General features: G+C 70.4%; 17 protein-coding genes. 8 read left to right on the forward strand and 9 right to left on the reverse strand.

Annotated features, from left to right (window positions below):
- Window positions 1-171: 171 nt before the first annotated feature.
- On the forward strand, window positions 172-864 hold the full coding sequence (locus OG386_RS39945) for an N-acetylmuramoyl-L-alanine amidase (protein ID WP_328792221.1): 693 nt from the start codon (window positions 172-174) through the stop codon (window positions 862-864).
- Between the two features lie 16 nt (window positions 865-880).
- On the opposite strand, the gene OG386_RS39950 is transcribed toward OG386_RS39945, so the two are convergent.
- From OG386_RS39950 to OG386_RS39975, 6 genes are all read right to left on the reverse strand, one after another.
- Window positions 881-2,386, reverse strand: coding sequence for a M1 family metallopeptidase (locus OG386_RS39950; protein WP_443053271.1), 1,506 nt, complete (start codon window positions 2,384-2,386; stop codon window positions 881-883).
- Between the two features lie 122 nt (window positions 2,387-2,508).
- The gene (locus OG386_RS39955; RefSeq protein WP_328792222.1) at window positions 2,509-2,916 is read right to left on the reverse strand and encodes a hypothetical protein; all 408 of its coding nucleotides are present in this window, start codon (window positions 2,914-2,916) and stop codon (window positions 2,509-2,511) included.
- A 306-nt stretch (window positions 2,917-3,222) separates the two neighbouring features.
- Window positions 3,223-3,885, reverse strand: a complete 663-nt coding sequence (locus OG386_RS39960; protein ID WP_266794328.1) for a methionine ABC transporter permease — start codon at window positions 3,883-3,885, stop codon at window positions 3,223-3,225.
- Window positions 3,882-4,898, reverse strand: coding sequence for a methionine ABC transporter ATP-binding protein (locus tag OG386_RS39965; protein WP_328792223.1), 1,017 nt, complete (start codon window positions 4,896-4,898; stop codon window positions 3,882-3,884). The genes OG386_RS39960 and OG386_RS39965 overlap by 4 nt, the downstream gene beginning before the upstream one ends.
- On the reverse strand, window positions 4,895-5,773 hold the full coding sequence (locus OG386_RS39970) for a MetQ/NlpA family ABC transporter substrate-binding protein (RefSeq protein WP_328792224.1): 879 nt from the start codon (window positions 5,771-5,773) through the stop codon (window positions 4,895-4,897). Before OG386_RS39970 ends, OG386_RS39965 begins: the two co-directional genes overlap by 4 nt.
- Window positions 5,774-6,001: 228 nt before the next feature.
- Window positions 6,002-7,141, reverse strand: a complete 1,140-nt coding sequence (locus OG386_RS39975; protein WP_328792225.1) for an amidase domain-containing protein — start codon at window positions 7,139-7,141, stop codon at window positions 6,002-6,004.
- Window positions 7,142-7,642: 501 nt separating this feature from the next.
- Here OG386_RS39975 and OG386_RS39980 point away from each other — a divergent pair.
- Window positions 7,643-9,538: a transglycosylase domain-containing protein gene (locus OG386_RS39980; RefSeq protein ID WP_328792226.1), complete on the forward strand. Its 1,896-nt coding sequence runs from the start codon at window positions 7,643-7,645 to the stop codon at window positions 9,536-9,538.
- A gap of 30 nt (window positions 9,539-9,568) precedes the next feature.
- Here the strand turns inward: OG386_RS39980 and OG386_RS39985 are convergent, their stop codons facing one another.
- Window positions 9,569-10,843 carry a hypothetical protein gene (locus tag OG386_RS39985; RefSeq protein ID WP_328793524.1) on the reverse strand — a complete coding sequence of 425 codons (1,275 nt, stop codon included), beginning with the start codon at window positions 10,841-10,843 and terminating at the stop codon, window positions 9,569-9,571.
- Between the two features lie 861 nt (window positions 10,844-11,704).
- On the opposite strand from OG386_RS39985, the gene OG386_RS39990 reads away from it, so the two are divergent.
- Both OG386_RS39990 and OG386_RS39995 read left to right on the forward strand, forming a co-directional pair.
- Complete coding sequence (locus OG386_RS39990) at window positions 11,705-13,291, forward strand: molybdopterin-dependent oxidoreductase (protein WP_328792227.1); 1,587 nt, start codon at window positions 11,705-11,707, stop codon at window positions 13,289-13,291.
- Window positions 13,292-13,385: 94 nt separating this feature from the next.
- Complete coding sequence (locus OG386_RS39995; RefSeq protein ID WP_328792228.1) at window positions 13,386-14,027, forward strand: fasciclin domain-containing protein; 642 nt, start codon at window positions 13,386-13,388, stop codon at window positions 14,025-14,027.
- A 298-nt stretch (window positions 14,028-14,325) separates the two neighbouring features.
- Here the strand turns inward: OG386_RS39995 and OG386_RS40000 are convergent, their stop codons facing one another.
- Window positions 14,326-15,399, reverse strand: a complete 1,074-nt coding sequence (locus OG386_RS40000) for a SecDF P1 head subdomain-containing protein (protein WP_328792229.1) — start codon at window positions 15,397-15,399, stop codon at window positions 14,326-14,328.
- Window positions 15,400-15,921: 522 nt separating this feature from the next.
- Here OG386_RS40000 and OG386_RS40005 point away from each other — a divergent pair.
- The 4 genes from OG386_RS40005 to OG386_RS40020 all read left to right on the forward strand — a co-directional run bounded on the left by OG386_RS40005 (window position 15,922) and on the right by OG386_RS40020 (window position 18,458).
- Window positions 15,922-16,665 carry an SOS response-associated peptidase gene (locus OG386_RS40005; RefSeq protein ID WP_328792230.1) on the forward strand — a complete coding sequence of 248 codons (744 nt, stop codon included), beginning with the start codon at window positions 15,922-15,924 and terminating at the stop codon, window positions 16,663-16,665.
- 172 nt (window positions 16,666-16,837) lie between these two features.
- Window positions 16,838-17,266, forward strand: coding sequence for a hypothetical protein (locus tag OG386_RS40010; RefSeq protein WP_328792231.1), 429 nt, complete (start codon window positions 16,838-16,840; stop codon window positions 17,264-17,266).
- The gene (locus OG386_RS40015; protein WP_266600893.1) at window positions 17,260-17,493 is read left to right on the forward strand and encodes a helix-turn-helix transcriptional regulator; all 234 of its coding nucleotides are present in this window, start codon (window positions 17,260-17,262) and stop codon (window positions 17,491-17,493) included. Before OG386_RS40010 ends, OG386_RS40015 begins: the two co-directional genes overlap by 7 nt.
- Window positions 17,490-18,458 (forward strand): NAD(P)-dependent alcohol dehydrogenase, encoded by a 969-nt coding sequence (locus OG386_RS40020; protein ID WP_328792232.1) that lies wholly within the window; start codon window positions 17,490-17,492, stop codon window positions 18,456-18,458. The genes OG386_RS40015 and OG386_RS40020 overlap by 4 nt, the downstream gene beginning before the upstream one ends.
- Here OG386_RS40020 and OG386_RS40025 read toward each other — a convergent pair.
- A complete protein-coding gene (locus tag OG386_RS40025) occupies window positions 18,453-19,355 on the reverse strand; it encodes an endonuclease/exonuclease/phosphatase family protein (RefSeq protein ID WP_328793525.1) in 903 nt (300 codons plus the stop codon). The genes OG386_RS40020 and OG386_RS40025 overlap by 6 nt on opposite strands.
- Window positions 19,356-19,511: the final 156 nt, after the last annotated feature.

Here is a 19,511-nt window from a genome sequence, read left to right on the forward strand (position 1 = left end):
GGGACGGGCCCGGTCAGGGGGAGGGTGTGCGCCGAGTGGTGGAGGACCGGCTTGCCGGGGTGCGGGCACTGGTGAAGCATCAGATTTCGGGACGTACCGCCTACGCATCGTGATGCCACGGTGCGCGGCGCGTCGTCTCCACCCGCCTGCTCGACTTCATGAGGAGTGGCCATGGAAGACAACCCGCTGAGCCGTCGACGGCTGTTGTGGGGTGCCGCCGGCGCGGCGGGTGCGGCTCTGGCCGCTGCCGGGCTGCCCCGACTGATGAAGCCCGAGGACAAGGCGAAGTCCGGGTCACCGGGCCCCGCGCGCAAGGCCCCCGTCGCCGCAGGGCCGCCCACGACCCTGCGAAGGGACCCTTCGGTGGACTACGCCCCCGCCGTCTGGGTCGAAGCCTCCGAGTCCAACTACACGGCCTCCGAACGTCCTGAGGCGTATCCCATCGAATACGTCGTCATTCACCTGACAACGGACATCATGCCGATCATGTTCACCAAGTTCAAGGACCCCGCCGAGAGGGTGTCCGCGCACTACATGATCAGCGCAACCGGCACGCGGATCGCCCAGTGCGTGCGCGAGCGCGACGTGGCCTGGCACTCCGGCAGCGTTTGGTACAACCACCGGAGCATCGGCATCGAGCACGAAGGCTGGACCGATCAGCCCTTCTACACCGACAAGATGTACGAGGCGTCCGCCGTGCTCACGGCCACGATCTGCGCGAAGTACGACGTGCCGGTCGACCGGGAGCACATTCTGGGCCACGTCGAGGTTCCGCTGTCGACTCACGACGACCCCGGGACCGTGTGGAACTGGGACAAGTACATGAAGCTCGTCGAGACCGCCCGCCGGCGCATCAGGACCTGACACCGCGTCGACCCCGTCACGCGGGCTTGCCGTCCCCGTAGAGCCACGGGTCCCAGATCGAGTCGAGGTCCCGGCCGGCCCTGGCCTCCACGTACGCGGTGAAGTCGTCCGTGGAGGCGAGGCCGTGGCGGTGGCGCAGGGTCCAGCCCCGCACCAGGGCACGGAAGCCCTCGTCGCCCACGGCCTGGCGGATCTTGTGGATCACCATCGCCCCGCGTACGTACACCGGCTGGCGGGAGATGTCCGCAGCACTCGGCGGCTCGGCAGGCGGGAAGTCCCACTCGTCGTCGTTCGCCGCCTTGGCGTGGTTGCGGTCGAAGTGGTCCTGGGCGCTGGCCCCGCCGTGGTCCTCGGTCCACAGCCACTCCGCATAGGTCGCGAAGCCCTCGTTGAGCCACATGTCCCGCCAGGTCCGCGGGGTGACGGAGTTGCCGAACCACTGGTGGGCCATCTCGTGCACCACGTTGGTGGTGTGGAAGACGCCGGCCGGAATGGTCGGCCTGGTCTGGGTCTCCAGGGCGTAGGGCACGTCGGCGGCCTGGTCGACGATCAGCCCGGCGGCGGAGAAGGGGTAGGGGCCGAACCTTCCCTCCGCCCATTCCATGATCTCGGGGAAGCGGCCGAGGACCTCGCCGTCCTCGTCCACGCCCGCGGTCGTGTCCACCGCCGACACGACCGGCACGCCCGAACGGGTCCGGGAGGTCTTGATGTCGTAGCTGCCGATGGCCACGGTCGCCACGTAGCTGGCCATGGGCTCGGGCTGGTGCCAGTGGAACGTGGCGCGGCCGCCGCTGGTGCGCCGGGAGCGCAGCTGCCCGTTGGAGATCGCCTGCACCTCCTTGGGGACCGTGACGGTGATGTCGTACGAGGCCTTGTCCGAGGGGTGATGGTTGCCCGGGAACCAGGACATCGAGCCCGTCGGCTCACCGAACGCGACCGCTCCGTTGCCCGTCCTCAACCAGCCTTCGCGCCACCCGTGGTCATGGGTGATGGACTCCGGCGTGCCCGCGTAGCGCACGACGCTGCGGAAGGCGGAGCCCTTCCTGAGGTGATCGCGCGGCTGCAGGGTCAACTCCTGACCGTCATGGCGAACCCGCGCCGTGCGGCCGTCGACGGTGGCGCTCAGCACCTCCATGCCGAGGAGGTCGAGATTGAAGGCGCTCAGGTCCTCGGTGGCCTTGGCGGTAATCTCCGCCGTGCCCTCGAGGCGGCCGCTGCCGGGGTCGTAGGCCAGGGTCAGCCCGTAGTGGGTGACGTCGTAGCCGCCGTTGCCGAGTGTCCGGAAGTACGGGTCACCGGCACCTGCGGCAGCGGGGTGCCCGCCCCGGAACACCGTGCCGGCCGCCCCCGTACGAGCGGTGTCCGCGCCGGAACGGGCACCCGCCCTCACGTCCGCGCCGGTAGGGGCCCCCGTCCCACCGCCGCCATGCCGGTCGGACCCCGAGCACGCGGGGAGTGCGGCGAGCAGGCCCGCGACCGCGAAGGCGGCCAGACGTCCGGAGGTCTTCACGCAGCCGATCATGACCCAGCCCCCGAGCGCCCCGACCTCGCCACGCCGTCCCCGTGGTCCCTCCGGCGGGCACGATTCCTCACAACGGCTCGGGCGCCACCGACCGCTCGCGTCGGCTCATCCCGACGGTAGGTTCACGCCACGTTCCAGACGTCTTCGCCGAGCCAACCCTGGGGGTCTCTGAGTTCATCGGGAACATCGAGCGTGGGCGTCACGATGGAATCATTGCTAGAGCGCGCCATGACGGCATAGAGCTTGAACGTGTGCAAAGCGAAACCGTCGAGTTTTGCCTTTAGCGTCGGCCCGACGGCCACGGCGAACGAATTATCGCTCTCGGTCACCTGATGGGTCCACTCGATAATCCACAGGTAGGTTCTCTTTTCGGTGCCGCCCTTGATGAACACATGTCGATCGGCGTGCAATCCGGCCCTGCGCCCCGTGACGGTCCGTGCGGCAGGAAGAAGTTCTTCGGTAACGAATTTGTTGAATTCGTTCTCGTCCGCCTCGGGGCGTAGCGTGATGTAGTGAACGCAGATCGCCATGTCTGCACCCTCCGGGATTCGGCCTGCAAGACGTGCGGGGCCTGGGCGATGCCACTCACCAGAATGATCGCAGCCAATTGCGGAGGGTGCCACTTCGGATTGTCCGCATCTCAATCAATGACGGAACGTGCGGGGCGAAAGGATTTTCTTGCCGAGGTGATCTGCTACTGGCCGGCGCATCAGCCCGTGTCCTGCGCGGTGAGGCGCACGAGTTGTCCGTGGCGGTAGAGGCCGGCGGCGAGGCCGAGAAGGGCCTTGGAGCTGCGGGATACGGGCCGCCCGCGCGGTCCGATCGGGTGCGTGGCGTCAGCGGCGGAGCACCTTGCGGGACACCGCGTTGCCGAGCAGTTGCGCCGACTGCACGAGGGCGATCAGGACGAGCACCGTCACCACCATCACCGACGTGTCGAAGCGCAGGTAGCCGTAGGTCATCGCCAGGTTGCCGACCCCTCCTCCGCCGACCGTGCCGGCCACCGCCGAGAAGTCGATCAGCGCGACGAGCATGAAGGTCAGGCCGAGGACGAGGGGGCCGAGCGCCTCCGGGACGAGGACCGTGAGCAGGATCCGCAGCGGACTCGCGCCCATCGAGCGTGCCGCCTCGATCACGCCGGGTTCGACGGAGAGCAGGTTGGACTCCACGATGCGGGCGACCCCGAACGTCGCGACGACCGTCATCGGGAAGATCGCGGCGTTCGTGCCGATCATCGTGCCGACCACGCCGCGCGTGACCGGAGCGAGCGCGACGATCGCGATGATGAACGGAACGGGCCGGATGACGTTGATGAGGATGCCCAGGACCGTGTGGACGATCCGGTTCGGCAGGACGCCGCCCTTGCGCGTGGCGTACAGGGTGAGCCCCACTGCCAGTCCGCTGACGGTCGACAGCGCCAGGGTGATCAGCACCATGTAGACGGTCTCGCCGGTGGCGTCGAGGACCTTGGGCCAGAAGGTGCTCCAGTCCGCCTTCATCGAGCACCCGCTTCCACGCGGTCGGGGACGCCGAGTCCGGCGACGACCGCCTCGACCGCGGCGGCCTCGCCGCGCAGTTCCAGGGTCACGCTGCCCAGGGGGCGCCCGCGTACTTCAAAGACGCCTCCGTGGACGAACGTGAAGTCGACGCCGTGGACGCGCAGGAGCTCCGAGAGGCCGTCCAGGGCGGGGGTGCCGTCGACGACGGGCAGCGTGACCAGGCGGCCCGGGTGGCGGGCGCGCAAGTGTTCCAGGAGCCCGGTGTCGGGCGCGCTGTGCTGTGCGGAGCGGACGAAGGCGGCGGTGGTCGCGTGGCGGGGCCGCGCGAAGACCTCGTACACCTCGCCGTTCTCGACCACCTTGCCGTCCTCCATGACCGCGACGCGGTCGCACAGGGTCCGTACGACCTCCATCTCGTGGGTGATGAGGAGGATCGTCACGCCCAGCTCGCGGTTGACGCGGCGCAGCAGGGCCAGTACCTCGCCGGTGGTCTGCGGGTCGAGGGCGGAGGTCGCCTCGTCGCACAGGAGGACCTTCGGGCGGGTGGCGAGTGCGCGGGCGATACCGACGCGCTGGCGCTGGCCGCCCGAGAGCTGTTCGGGGTAGCGCTTTCCGTGTCCGGCGAGGCCGACGAAGTCCAGCGTCTCCTCGGCGCGGGCGCGGGCCGCCGCCCTGTCCATCCCGGCGAGGCGCAGCGGGTAGAGCACGTTGCCCAGGACGGTGCGCGAGCGGAAGAGGTTGAACTGCTGGAAGATCATGCCGATCTCGCGTCGGACGGGGCGCAGTTGGCGCTCGCCGAGGGACGAGAGGTCCTGGCCGTCCAGCAGGACGCTGCCCGAAGTCGGCTCCTCCAGGCCATTGACCAGGCGCAACAAGGTGGATTTGCCCGCTCCGCTGTGGCCGACGACGCCGAAGACGGTGCCCGCTTCGACGGAGAGGGTGACGCCGTCGACGGCGCGGGCTCCGCCCGGGAACCGTTTCTCGACGTCGCGCAGTTCCACGGCGGCGGTCATCGCTTCAGCTGCTTCTGGATGCGGGCGACCTCGGCCTGCAGGTCGGCGGCGGGCAGCTCGATGTGGTGGGCGGTGCCGTTGCTGGTGCGGCGGACCTCGTCCTGGACGACCTGGGACGCGTAGAGCTTGATGATCTTCTGATAGTCCGCGTCGTCCTTCTGGTCCGCGCGGGCGGCGATGACATTGAGGTAGGGGACGGACTGCGGGCCGGCGGGGTCGTCCTTGAAGAGCGCGGTGTCGGCCTTGATGCCGGCGAGCTCGGCGACTCCGTCGTTGATGATGGCGGCGTCCGCGTCCTTGAGGGTCCGGGGGGTCTGCTGGGCGTTCACCGGAGTGAGCTTGACGTGCTTGGGGTTGGCGGTGATGTCGTCCGGAGTGGCGAAGAGTCCGGCGTCCTTCCGCAACTCGATGAGCTTCGCCGCTTCGAGCACGCGGAGGCCGCGGCCTTGGTTTGCAGGGTCGTTGGGCAGGGTGATCTCGGCCCGGTCGGGGAGGTCCGCGAGTTGCTCGTGCTTGCCGGAGTAGAGGCCGAGCGGGACCACGGTGGTTGCGGCGATGGGGGCGATGTCGGTCTTGTTCTCGGTGTTCGACTGCGCCAGGAAGACCAGGTGCTGGAAGGCGTTGAGCTCGATGTCGCCCGCGCTGAGGGCCTTGTTGGGCAGCGAGTAGTCGTCGAACACCACCGTCTCCACGGTGAGGCCCTCCTTCTTCGCCTCCTTGGCGAGGACGTCCCATTCCGGGGAGTCGCCGGAGACGCCGACCCTGATGCGGTGGGCGTCTCCTTCTTCGACGCCGCAGCCGGACACGAGCAGCGCGAGGACGGTGGCGGTGGATGCGGCGAGCAGGGTACGTCGACGCGGCAGTGCAGAAATCATCGTGTGATCCATGTGCAGAGGAGAGCCAAACGAAGGGATGCATGGATCGTAGATCGACTTCGCCTTGCAACCTTTGAATGCGAGGTTCTCTTCATGAATTTGCAATGAATGGAAGGGTGGAGTGAAGCACCGTCCCGACATGCGCACGGTCGTGCCCGGCGGATCCGCCAGCCGCTGCGGTTCTCCTGCCGCGGAGGTTCCGCGGCAGGAGAACCGGAAGGGCACCCGTCAGGTGCGGTACGCGTAGTAGTTCGCGTTCGGGTAGGACGCGATGATGCTCGCGAGCGACTTACGGTACGTGTTGGTGGAGTGGTACGTGAGGTACGGCATTCCGGCGCTGCTGCGGTAGGTCACCATCATCGAATGGTCTTTGGACCCGTCCCGGTTGAAGTCCACCTGCAGGATGTCTCCCACGTCCGCCTGGTAGACGTTGGCCAGGTTGGCGGCCCGCTGGTTGGACAGCGTGAACCAGGCCCACTCGTTCACGCCTACCCAGGAGTCGCTCTGGCGGGAGCCGTCGTACCACCAGTTCCGGTAGTCCGACGTGGAACCCGGAACGGCCTTCCAGCCGCCCGCCTTCAACGCCTGGCTGATGAAGTTGGTGCAGTCACCCCCGGCCCCGTTGTACTTGCGGTACGCCGGGTTGTAGTTGCTCCAGTACTTCTCCGCGTACTTCGCCATCGCGGCGTAGTCGTAGGCTCCGCCCGTCTTCGCCTTGGGCTTCGGCGTCGCGGGGTACTTCGTGGACGCGGGCGTGCCGTCCGGGTACTGCTTCCCGTCGTCCTTGACCGCGTTCACCTTGGCCGCCACGGGCTCGTTGACCGCGACGGGGCCGTTCTCCTGGGACGTGATCGAGGTCAGCTCCCAGTCGCCTCCCCGCTTGCTGGTGAGCGTCAGCTGGTAGCGCGTCCCGATGTCGGTCGTCGCCGGCTCGTCCCCGCGGAGCTTCTTGTACGTGAGCGTGGTCTGCTCGGTGACCTGGACGACGGCCTTGCCGCCGGTCACCGTGGCCCGGTCCACGACGACGCGGGTGGCGGCGTCCGTGTAGGCCTCGCCGAGCTCCGCCAGTCGCGTCTTGCGGGACCGCAGCGACTGGAGCGCGGCGTCCTCGTCCTTCTTCAACTGGGCCGACAACCGGGTCTTCGGGCCGGCCTGGCCGGAGCCGTGATGCCCCGGCTGATCCTCGACCAGGGCCTGCGTGCGCTGGGAGAGCACGTCGTTGGCCACGCGGGCGAAGGTGTCGGCGGTGGCACGGTCGGCGTCGCGGGGTCCGGGGACCGCGGTCGCGGAGTACGCGAGCATGCTTCCGGACGCCAGGGCCACGGTCAGGGCCGCGATGGCGGCGGGCCTGAACCTCTTAGGTATCACTCTATTTCCCCTTGTCACCCGGTCCGCACGAACCGGGGGACGGAATCTTCGCACAACTACCCCACACTTTCGTCACGTTCCGCTTCGTCGCCGGCTGCCCCGGCGGAAGTGGTCTCGCGCGTCGCCGATTTGCCTCCGCTTGATCACCGGGGGTCGTCTCCGGGGTGCACGGAGTGATCCCGCCAACCACTGGTACGGCCCCACAGCAAGTGCCTTTAGGGTGTGCGGGAAAGCACGGCAGAGGGGGCATTCGGAGTGGGCGGGAACGATCTGGCTGGTAGGGGGCGATCTCGGGACCGGCGGGCGGCTCCGGAGGGCAGCGGCGGAGCCGCTCCGGGCCGCCGGGGGAGGTCGGGTTCGCGCGCCAAGCCACGGGCGCGTTCCGGCCGGCTCGATGCCCTCGCGCGGGCCCTCGCCCCGACCGTCGCCCTGACGCGCACGCAACTGCGGCGCCTGCGTCCCGACTTCCCGCGGCCGGGCCGCACCGGCTGGCGCCGGTGGATGCCTTCGTGGCGCCAGTGGCTGGGCGCCTGCCTGTACGCGTTCCTGGGCATGGTGACCTTCGTCACGATTGCCTACATGACCACGGACATACCCGACGACCTCAACTCCTTCGCCAAACAGCAAGACAACGTCTACTACTGGGCCGACGGCTCCACGATGGCCCGGACGGGCTGGGTCAGCCGCCAGGAGATGCCGCTGGACAAGGTGCCCGCCAAGGTCCAGGGAGCCGTGCTCGCCGCCGAGAACGCGAGCTTCTACTCGGACCCCGGAGTCTCGCCGTCCGGAGTCCTGCGCGCCGTGGGCGCCGCGCTGACGGGGGGCGAGACCCAGGGCGGGTCCACCATCACGCAGCAGTACGTGAAGAACGCCTATCTGAACCAGGACCGCACCGTCTCCCGGAAGTTCACCGAGCTCATGCTCGCCCTGAAGATGGACAACCAGAAGGGCAAGGACCAGATCCTTCAGGACTACCTCAACACCAGCTGGTTCGGGCGCGGGACCTACGGCATCCAGCGCGCGTCCCAGGCCTACTACGGCAAGGACGTCTCGCAGCTCAATCCCAGCGAGGGCGCCTTCCTGGCCTCCCTCCTCAAGGGTGCGGCCCTCTACGACCCCGCCCTCGGCAAGGCGAACCACGAGCGGGCCGTCGAACGCTGGAGCTGGATCCTGGACCGCATGGTCGAGACCGGCCGGCTCTCGCGCGCCGAGCGCGCCACCTACACGACGTTCCCCGAGCCCTCGGCCTCGTCGCTCGTCGGCATACCCGGCGCGCAGACCGGCTACCTGGTCGAGATGGCCAAGGCGTACGCGATCAAGACCGGCCACATCGAGGAATCCGACTTCGACCTCGGCGGCTACCAGATCTACACCACCTTCGACCAGGCCCGGATGACCGCGCTGACCGCCGCCGTTCAGGAGGCCCAGAAGGGCTTCGACGCCGAGCGGCGTCCCGACACCGACAAACACGCCAAGATCGGCGCGGCGAGCGTCGCTCCCGACGGGCGGCTGCTCGCCGTGTACGGGGGCCCCGACTACCTGAAGCAGGGCTTCAACGAGTCGAACGCGACGACGATCCCGGTCGGCACGGCCTTCACGCCGATCGTCTACGCCGCCGCGCTCGACGAAGGGGTGCTGCGCACGCGGGGCAAGGCCCGTACACCGGTTTCCCCCTCCAGCACCTACGACGGCAATGACCAGGTGACCGTGCAGACGCCCGAGGGGCCGTACTGGGACCGCAGCGGCAAGGTGGTGAAGGGGCGCAACGACGGCGGCCGGAACTGGGGCCAGGTGACCCTGCGCCAGGCCGTGGCCCAATCCGTCAACACGCCCATGCTCCAACTCGGCCTCGATGTCGGCCTCGACCAGGTGGAGGACTTCGCCCAGCGCTCGGGGCTGCTCGAATCGAGCCTCGGCCCGCGGATCCCCACGTTCACCCTCGGGGAGAACTCGACGCCCAGCGCGATCCGGATGGCCGGCGCCTACCAGACCTTCGCCGCCGACGGCATGCACACCGACCCGTACTCGGTGCGCTCGGTCACCCGCAACGGCGCCGCCGTGCCGTTCGACGCGCCGAAGCCGACCCGGGCCGTGACGGCCAAGACCGCCCGCGCGGTGACGGACGCCCTGCAGGACGCCGTCACCGAGGGATCGGCGAAGACGGTGGGCAAGGCCCACCCCGGTACGGCGGGCAAGACCGGTACGACGGCCGCGAACACGGCGGGCTGGTTCGTGGCCAGCACCGAGCAGGAGTCCACGGCGGTCGTGGTCTACCGGATGTCGCTCACCGACCTGGTTCCGCTGCCGCTCACGGGGCTGGGGGGCGACGGCCCGGGCACGCCCGGCAGCGAGCGGGCGGTGCGCCTGTGGGGCGACTACATCAAGGCGGTGAAGTAGACGACCGGGCGGCTGGCGCCGCCCGCCCGTCTACTTGATCAGATGGGTCCAGTCCGGTGCCTGCGCGGGGTCGAGCGTGCGCAGTTGGGCCAGGACCTTGGGGTCCTGGGCGTCGAGCCAGTCCGCCAGTTCCCGGAAGGACACGCAGCGCACGTCCTGGCGCGGGCAGACGTCCTTCATCACGTCCTCGACGGCCTTCATGTAGATGCCGCCGTTCCAGTCCTCGAAGTGGTTCCCGATGAACATGGGCGCCCGACTGCCGTTGTAGACCCGGTTGAAGCCGTTCATGTACGAGCCCCGGGTCTGCGCCTGCCAAGCGGCGAACTTCGACGGGTCGCCCTGGGTGCTGTCGCCCGACTGGTTGAAGAGGAAGTTGAAGTCCATGGAGAGGACCTGCACTTCCTTGCCCTGCAGCGGCATGAGCTGGAGGGGAAAGTTCCAGATGTCGTCCTGCTTGGACGGCCACAGTTGGAAGTCTCCGGAGGAACTCGCGTCATAGCGCCAGCCGTACGGCTTGATCGCGGTCAGGAGGTTCTTCTGGCCCTCGAGGCAGGGCGCGCGGCCGCCGACCACTTCCCGGTCCGGGTCGAAGGGCAGGGGCGCCTCCTTGGTGAAACCGGTGTTCGTCTTCCAGTTCTTGATGAACGAGTACGTCTGGTCTATCTCGCTCTTCCACTCGGTAGGGCTCCAGTCCCCGCCGCCCTTGGGCCCGCAGAAGTGCCCGTTGAAGTGCGAGCCGATCTCGTTGCCGTCGGTCCAGGCGCCGCGCAGCTGCTCCAGGGTGTCCTTCACGTGCGGGACGGTCGGGTACGAGATCGCGGCCGCGCCCTGGCCGTGCTGCGGCGGGTGGTAGAGCGCCTTCTTGCCGTCCGGCAGCAGGTAGATGCCCGTGAGGAAGAACGTCATGTGGGCCTTGTTCTGCTTGGCCACCTGACGGAAGTGCGAGAAGAGGTGGTCGTCGCCTTCCAGTGCGCCGTCCCAGGAGAACACCACGAACTGCGGTGGCTTCTCGCCGGGCTTCAGCCGCTCGGCCTTGAGCTGTCCCGGCTGCGGCCCGGTGTAGGACGTGGAGCCGTCTCCCAGCACCTTCGTCTTGCCGTCCCAGGTCTCCTCCGTGCCCTTCGCGGCGGCGGCCTCCTCGGCCGCAGCGCCCGGGGCCGTCAACTTCGCGTCGCGCGGGGCGGTATCCGAGGAGTCGCCCAGCATGAAGGCGCCCGCGGTTGCGGCGGCCCCGCCCAGAGCGATCACGGCCACGCTCACGCCCAGGCGTTTGCGGTACCGCGCCTTCCTGCGGACCTTGCGCATGTTCCGGGACTCCGTGCGGGTGCTCGGAGCGGCGTCGGTGTCGACCATCTCAGTCGTCCCCCCTCATCACCGCAGTCGGGTCGCGTGCGGATGGTTCATAGGAATATAGAACTTATCTGTACTCCTCCCGAACCCCGGATCCGCATATGCGTCGATTCACAGCCACCCCACAGCCTTGCGCCGGGCAGGGGAGCGGTTGGCCGGATCGGCCGGGGCCGGTCACGGTGAGGATCCGCGTGCGCTCCAGCCGGTAGGTCAGCGCTCGAACGCTCGATGACGGGGGCGCTCCGACCGCGCGCGGGTGCGGACCACCACGACGACACCATCGAGGCGCGACGGCCGGCGGCCAACCCACCTGGCGCAGATCGGCCGGAGCCGGGCTTCCTGTGGGGGACCCGACTCCGGTCCGCTGCCGAGGAGACGGGGTGGCGCGGACCGGTGGCTCGTTCCGCCGCGCGAGCGGGAGGCGTCCTGATACCTCCCGCTCGTACACGCATCGCACGTGACCCCGCCTGTTCCGGCCGCGGCCGGCCCCACTGCCGGTGGGTGGCCTCTGGCCCCGGCCGGCCGGTTCGGTAGAACGCCGGCCCCTGCTGGTAGCGGGCGCAGCCTTCAACTGCGGGCCGAACTCGACTGCACCGGTGCCCCGGTGGGAGGACGGTCCGCGGCACTGCACCACCTTTACCAGGCGGTCCTGCTCGACCAACATCTCCCTGCTCCACCGAGTGCGTCACGAAGCGCCCACCGCAAATACCGGCAGGCCGCCGCACGGGCGGCCCCGGTACGCGGGGCCTGAATGCTCCCGACACCGGGACTCATTCGTTCCGGTGACGGGCCAATCCGCCTGACGGGGGCCGCCGAATGCCGCATGTGAGCAGCTTCCGCACCACCCTCACCCCGGTAGGTCTCGGGGCACTGTCCGGCCTGCTGGCCGGTTTCACCGCGCTGGCGGTGGCCGAGCTGACCGCCGCCCTGGTGCGGCCCGCGGCCGGACCGGTGACGGTGGTCGGGGGTGCGGTCATCGACCGGACCCCGGCCGCGGTGAAGGACTTCGCGATCCGCACGTTCGGCGAGAACGACAAGCTCGTCCTCCAGCTCGGCATCCTCGTCCTGCTGAGCCTGTTCGCGATCGCCCTGGGTGTGCTCGCCCTGCGGTACCGCAGGGCGGGGGCGGCGGGGGTGCTGGCGTTCGGGATCCTCGGTGGGGCAGCCGCCCTGAGTCGGCCCGACAGCGCCGGAGTCGCGGACGTCCTGCCCTCCGTGCTGGGCGCGGCGGCCGGCGCTGCGGTGCTGTGCGTCCTGACGGGCAGAGCCGGACCCGCCGGCTCGCCGACGGGGGGCGAGGGCGCCCGGGGCGGCTGGAGCCGGCGGGGATTCCTCAATGCCGCTGCCGCCACCGCGGCCGCGGCAGCCACCGCCGGAGCGTTGGGCCGGGTACTGGCCGGCGAGCGGGGGCAGGGTGCCGTCGCCTCGCGCGCCGCTCTCGCCCTGCCCCCGCCGGTCTCTCCCGCCCCCGCGCTCGCCGCGGGCGTCCAGCTCGAAGTGGCCGGCATCAGCGGGTTCACCACGCCGAACCGGGACTTCTACCGCGTCGACACGGCCCTCGCCGTACCCAAGGTCGACGCCGGCACCTGGCGGCTGCGGATCCACGGCAAGGGCGTCACCCGGCCCCGTACCTACGCCCTCGACCAGCTCCTGGCCCGCCCGCTGATCGAACGCGACATCACGTTGACCTGCGTGTCGAACGAGGTCGGCGGCCCCTACCTCGGCAACGCCCGCTGGCTCGGCGTACGCCTGGCCGATCTGCTCGCCGAGTGCGGGGTGAAACCACCGTCGAAGGGCGGCAACGCCGATCAGCTGGTGGCCCGTTCCGTGGACGGCATGACGCTCGGCTCCCCGGTCGAGGACGTCATGGACGGACGCGACGCCATGCTCGCGGTCGGGATGAACGGCGAACCGCTTCCCTTCGACCACGGCTTCCCCGTCCGCATGCTCGTCCCGGGCCTCTACGGCTACGTCTCGGCGTGCAAGTGGATCGAGGACATCGAACTCACCACGTTCGACGCCTACGACCCCTACTGGGTCAAGCGCGGGTGGGCCCGCCGTGCGCCGATCAAGATCCAGTCCCGCATCGACACCCCCAAGCCGTTCGCGCGTCCCGCCGCCGGCACTGTCGTGCTCGCCGGCGTCGCGTGGGCCCAGCGCCGCGGGATCACCCGTGTCGAGGTCCGCATCGACGACGGCCCCTGGAAGGACACCGACCTCGCCGTCCAGGCCGGCACCGACACCTGGCGCCAGTGGTCGTACCCCTGGCAGGCGACCCCGGGCGGGCACACGATCACCGTCCGCGCCACCGATGCCACCGGACAGGTGCAGCCCGAACAGCGTGCGCGCACCATGCCCGACGGAGCGAGCGGCTGGCACAGCGTCTTCGTCACCGTCGCCTAGACCACCGGGCGGGCCTACGGCGCGACCCGGCAACACCAACAACCTTTTTGCGAACCCCAGATCGACCGTCCAAGAGTGAACGATCACGAACAGCATGTGGATCCGCCGCACCGCACTCGCCGTCGCCGCCGCCGCGGTGCTGCCCTTCTCGCTGGCCGCGTGCTCGGACTCCGGCAGCGACACGAAGGCAGCCTCCGCCCCGGCCGCCGGCGACGCGTCCAAGACGGGCGAGAGCACCACGGCCAACGGCGCGACGGCTGGCGACAAGCCGTTCGGCGCGGCCTGTGCCGGCGTCCCCGCCGAGGGCGCGGGCTCGTTCGACGGCATGGCCAAGGACCCGGTCGCCACGGCCGCGTCCAACAACCCGGCCCTGTCCACCCTGGTGGCCGCCGTGAAGCGGGCGGGTCTCGTGGACACCCTCAACAACGCCACGGACATCACGGTCTTCGCCCCGACCAACGACGCCTTCGCGAAGATCCCCAAGGCCGACCTCGACAAGGTCCTCGCCGACAAGGCGACGCTGACCAAGATCCTCACCTACCACGTGGTGGGCCAGAAGCTCACCCCGAAGCAGCTGGAGAACGGCTCCTTCGAGACCCTGCAGAAGGGCATGGTCACCACGAAGGGCTCCGGAGAGGCCTACAAGGTCAACGACACCTCGAACGTGGTCTGCGGCAACGTGAAGACCGCCAACGCCAACGCCTACATCGTCGACACCGTCCTCATGCCCCAGTAGCCCCGCAGGCGCCGTCGGCGCCGGCCGGCTCCCCGCGGGAGCGAGCAGCTCTTGGCCGGGTCGAAGTCGACGCCGAAAGCGCTGCCGGCCACGGCGACGGTCAGCTGCGCGGCAGCACTTCGTGCCAGTAGACGACCTGGACCGCATCGGGCTGCCCGGCCATGAGCGGCCGCGTGGTGTCCGCGAAGACAGCCGGTCGCAAACACCTGTCGGCACCAGACCGCGGGCTAGGGACGCCGGGCCGGACGCCGGGCCGGACGACGAGGAGGCCGCCGAGCTGGGCAGCCCCGGTGGAATGTCAGCTGTGGGGTGCGTTGACCTCGCTGACCCGGAAGGTCGCGGGCAGCTTCGCGTTGGCGAGCTGGGCCGCCAGGGTGCGGGCCTGCTGCTCGGAGAAGGAGCCGGAGACGACGACGGTGCCGCCGGTGATCGCCTGAGTGACGCGGGGATCTGAGACGACGGCGCCGTCGATGACGACGGCGAACTGGTTGGCTGGAGGCTGCTGGGCAGCGAGGCGGCCGGTGAGCTCGGCGAACGCCTTGGCACCGCGACCGTTGAAGTTCAGCGTGACCTGCCAGCCGGCGCCCCGCTGGTCGTCGAGTACAGCCTCAGCCTTGGTGATGTCGCTCCCGTCGACGGCGGCCGGACCCAGGGCGAACTTGTACCAGAGGTGCTCCTTCTCCTCCCGGCTACAGGCGACCGCGGGACGGCTCGGCGCGCTCTGGTGGTCGTGGCGCTGGGCGGCGTTCGAGCAGTCGAGGGCGACGAACTGCTGTTGCAGTTCGGACAGGACCGCATCTCCGGTGAAAGCCCCGCTGATGTCGCCCGGGGCTGGTGCCGGGGCCGTCGAGGCGCTGGGCGAGGGAACGGCGGGGCCGGACGCCGCGGGCGTTGCGGAGTGGGTGGCGCTAGCGGCGGAGCCGTTCCCGGCCTGCGCGCTCGGGCGGTCCGGGGGCGGCACCGTGACGCCGCTGGGTGCGTAGGCCGCGACTGGGCGCAGGACCAGCTGCGCAGGATCCGCGAGCCGGGAGAGCGGATCGGCGCCGTCGCCGTCCGCGGATACCGTGATGCCATTGGCGTCGGGCGTCACCTGAACGCCGGTGAGGCCGAGGCCGGCGGCACGTCGGCGCAGGACGTCCGATGCGCCGGAGAGTTCGGCTGCCCCGAGGGCACGGTCGGGCGTGAGCCGCACCGTCGTCCTGTGTCCTGTGCCTGTCGCGTGCTGGTCCTTGGAGTCCTGCGCCGGTGAACGGGGGGTCGCGCTCGTGCAGGCGGCCAGCAGGGTGCCCGCGAGGGCGATGCATGCCGCCGTGGTGACCAGGCGTGCGGGGCGACGTCCCGCAGCGCGAGTCGCCGGAGGTGATGACTTCATGGCGGAGAGTATTCGGCGGCCCGTGTGGCCCTGCTGCCGACTTGACTGAAACGAGACGTTTCGCCGAGACCCTCCTCGCGTACTGGAGGGACCCGGTTCACCTACGGCGGCGGGTAGCCCGAGGGGCGGCAACGGGCACTTCGAACATCGCAGTTGGCCCGTGCCCGTCATCGAGCGCAATCCGCGAGCTGAGCCGGTCTGCCTCGCCACCGCGGCAGTGGCCGCCAAGCTGACCGTCCTAGTGGCCAAGGGGACCCGCAGGTGTGGCCCGGCCCGGCAGCGCACCCCGGTGCGTTCCCCGGTTCCGGGCCGCCGCGGCCTTGATGCGCACGTCGAACACCGTGGTGCAGCGCCCGGGCCGCATCGGTAGCCGGCTCCGTCGTGACCGGCGGTGCCCGGAGCGGGCCCGGGCGTGCCGACTCGCGCTGCGCATCCATCAGGTGAGCCGCCACGACGGCCCCGGCCCCGGCGACTTCGCGGCGTAGCCCGCGCGGACCCGGTTCAGGTGGCAGGGTGGACGGTATGTGCGGCCGATACGCTTCCACCCGCAGCCCCGAGGACCTGTCCGGCCTCTTCCAGGCCACGCCCCCGGATCCGGGGCACGTGCTGGAGCCGAGCTGGAACGTCGCCCCCACCGATGCCGTGTGGGCGGTGCTGGAGCGCGCCGACCGGGAGAGCGGGGTGCTGGAGCGGCAACTGCGCCCCTTGCGGTGGGGGCTGGTGCCCTCGTGGTCGAAGAGCCCCTCCAGTGGCGCGAAGATGATCAATGCGCGGGTGGAGACGGTGCACGAGAAGCCGGCCTACCGGCGCGCCTTCGCCAAGCGCCGGTGCCTGCTGCCCGCCGACGGCTTCTACGAGTGGGATCCCGTGCCCGCTTCCGGTTCCGCGAAGGCCTACAAGCAGCCGTACTTCATCCGTCCCGAGGGTGGCGACGTGATGGCGATGGCCGGGCTGTACGAGTTCTGGCGCGACCCCGCGGTCGCCGCCGACGACGATCCGGCGGCGTGGTGGGCGACCTGCACGATCATCACCACCGAGGCCACCGACGCCGCCGGCCGGGTCCACCCCCGGATGCCGCTCGCACTCGCCCCGGCGGACTACGAGGCCTGGCTCGACCCGTCCCACCAGGACGCGGACGCACTGCGCGCCCTGCTCGCCGCTCCCGCGGGCGGCCGGCTCGACGTCCGCGCCGTGTCGACCGCGGTCAACAACGTGCGCAACAACGGGCCCGAGCTCCTCGAAGCGCCCCCCGCCGCGGGCCGCTGAGCAGCACCGCCTGACTCCTGACTCCTGACGCCTGACTCCCGGCCCCTGACCCCGGCTTCGGCTCCGGCCGGCGGCGCGCCGCCCACCGCGCGGTGAGGTAAAGAAATATTGACATGGTGTCCTGATTCCTTGACACTGCCGATGTCGGGTTTTCTTTACATGGGGAGTGGCAGTGGCAGTCGAGGAGAAACGTGCGTGGATCATGATCGTGGTCACGGTCGCGTCGTACGGGGCGTATTTGGCCGTCGTTCTCGGGCGGTCCGGGAGCGGTCCCCTGACGCAGCAGCCCTACGCGGCCGCGCTGCTGTGGACGGTCGGCGCGGCGATCGTCGCCTCGATCGCGCTCCACATCACCGTGGCACTGCTCTCGCCCGAGGACAGCAAGGTCAAGGACCAGCGCGACCGGGAGATCCACCAGTTCGGTGAGCACATCGGCCAGTCGTTCATCGCGATCGGCGCCGTGACCGGGATGATCCTGGCGATGGCCGAGGCGGACCGGTTCTGGATCGCCAACGCGATCTACCTCGGATTCGTCCTGTCGGCGCTGCTCGCGTCGACCGCGAAGATCGCCTCGTATCGGCTGGGCTTCCACCCGTGGTGAGGCCCACCCGGGTCACCAACAGCATCCGGGCCCTGCGCTTCGCCAACGGCGAGATGACCCAGGCCGAACTGGCCCGCCGGATCGGCGTGACCCGTCAGACGGTCATCGCCATCGAGCAGGGCCGCTACTCGCCTTCCCTGGAGAAGGCGTTCGAGATCGCGCGCGTGTTCGCAGTACCGCTCGACACCGTGTTCCAGTACACATCCACCGAGGGAGACGAAGCATGAAGGCCATGGTCCAGGACGTCTACGGATCGCCCGAGGTCCTGCGCATAGAGGAGATGGACCGGCCGGTTCCGGGCCCGGGCGAGGTCCTCCTACGGGTGCACGCGGCCGGCGTCGACCAGGGCGTCTGGCACCTCATGGCGGGCCTGCCCTACGCGGTCCGCGCCGTGTCGGGCCTGCGCAGACCCAGGACGCGCGTCCGGGGCCTGGACGTCGCGGGGGTGGTCGAGGCCGTCGGCCCGGACGTCACCCGCTTCCGGGAGGGCGACGAGGTGTACGGCAACTGCACGGGGTCGTTCGCCGAGTACGCCCGCGCCAAGGAGAAGGCCCTCGCACCCAAGCCGGCCTCCCTCAGCTTCGAACAGGCCGCGACGGTGCCCGTCTCCGCGTGCACCGCGCTGGGCGCGGTACGGGACAGCGGACGGGTCAAGGCCGGTCAGAGCGTGCTCGTCCTCGGCGCCTCGGGCGGCGTGGGCAGTTTCGCCGTACAGGTGGCCAAGGCCTACGGCGCCCACGTCACCGGAGTGTGCAGCACCGCCAAGGCCGACCTGGTCCGCTCACTCGGTGCCGACGAGGTCCTCGACTACACCCAGCAGGACCCCGTCGACGGCACCCGCCGCTACGACGTGATCCTGGACATCGCGGGGAACCGGCCCATCGCCCGGCTGCGCCGCGCCCTCACCCCCCGCGGGACCCTCGTCATCGTCGGCGGGGAAGGCGGCGGCAAGTGGATCGGCGGCAACCAGCGGCAGCTGGGCGCGATGCTGCTGACGCCCTTCGTCGGCCACCGGCTGCGCGCGCACGGCACCCTGGTGCGCCAGCGCGACCTCGAAGCCCTCACGGAGCTCATCGAGGCCGGCTCGGTGACGCCCGCCGTCGACCGGACCTACCCGCTGGCCGAGTTGCCCGACGCCATTCGCCGCCTGCGGGACGGCCAGGTGCGCGGCAAGATCGCCGTCCGGCTATGAGGCGTCCAGCCTGATGCGGGCGGCGACCGGAAGGTGGTCGCTGCCGGTGGCGGGCAGCGACCACACCTCGGCAGCGGTCGCCGAGCGGGTGAGGACCTGGTCGATCCGGGCGACCGGGACGGCCGCGGGCCAGCTCAGGGCGAGCCCCCGCCGCGGCGCGCTCAACCGGGAGGTCAGCGGGGCGAGCCCCCGGTCGTCCACCGTGCTGTTGAGGTCACCCAGCAGGATCACCCGCTCCAGCGGCTCGGCGGCGACGGCCGCGCCCAGCAGCCGCGCGCTCTCGTCCCGCGGGCCGGAGCCGAAGCCGCTCGCCCGGAAGCGGACCGAGGGCAAGTGCGCCACGTACACCGCGATCTCACCCCGGGGCGTGCGCACACCGCAGCGCAGGCCACGGTTCCAGCCCTCCCCGATGCCCGGGGGCCTGATGTCCACCCGGCGGACGTCGGTCAGCGGATGCCTCGACCAGAGGCCGACCGTGCCCTCGACCGCGTGGTACGGGTACGCGGCCGCCAGCGCCGCCTCGTAGGCCGGCAGCGCGGAGGGCGTCAGCTCCTCCAGGGCGACGAGGTCCGGCGCGGAGGCGATCAGGGCGCGCGCCGTGCCCGTGGGGTCCGGGTTCTCGTCACTCACGTTGTGTTGGACGGCCGTGATGTCGTGCGCGCCGCGGTCCGCCGCCGGCAGCAGCAGCCCGCCGAAGAGGCCCGCCCACGCGGCCGCGGGCAGCAGAGCGGCCACCAGCGCGGTGAACGAGCGGCGCACCAGGGCCGAGACGAGCAGGACCGGGACCACAAGTCCCAGCCAGGGAAGGAAGGCCTCCAGCGCACTGCCCAGTCGGCCCACCGCGTTGGGGACCGCGGAATGGAACACCAGCAGCGCGGCGCCCAGTACGGCGAGCACCGCGAGAGCGCGCCCGCGCGTCCAGGGGGTACGGCCCCGGGCGTCCGTACCCCAGCGCCACCGGGCGGTGCGCCGCGCGCCGCTCCCCGCCGCGTCCACCACCACCAGAGCCCCAACCGTCTGCCTCGGACCGTCTTCCACCTCGGGTACGACGCG

The sequence above is a fragment of the Streptomyces sp. NBC_00273 genome, assembly GCF_036178145.1.
Classification (GTDB): domain Bacteria; phylum Actinomycetota; class Actinomycetes; order Streptomycetales; family Streptomycetaceae; genus Streptomyces.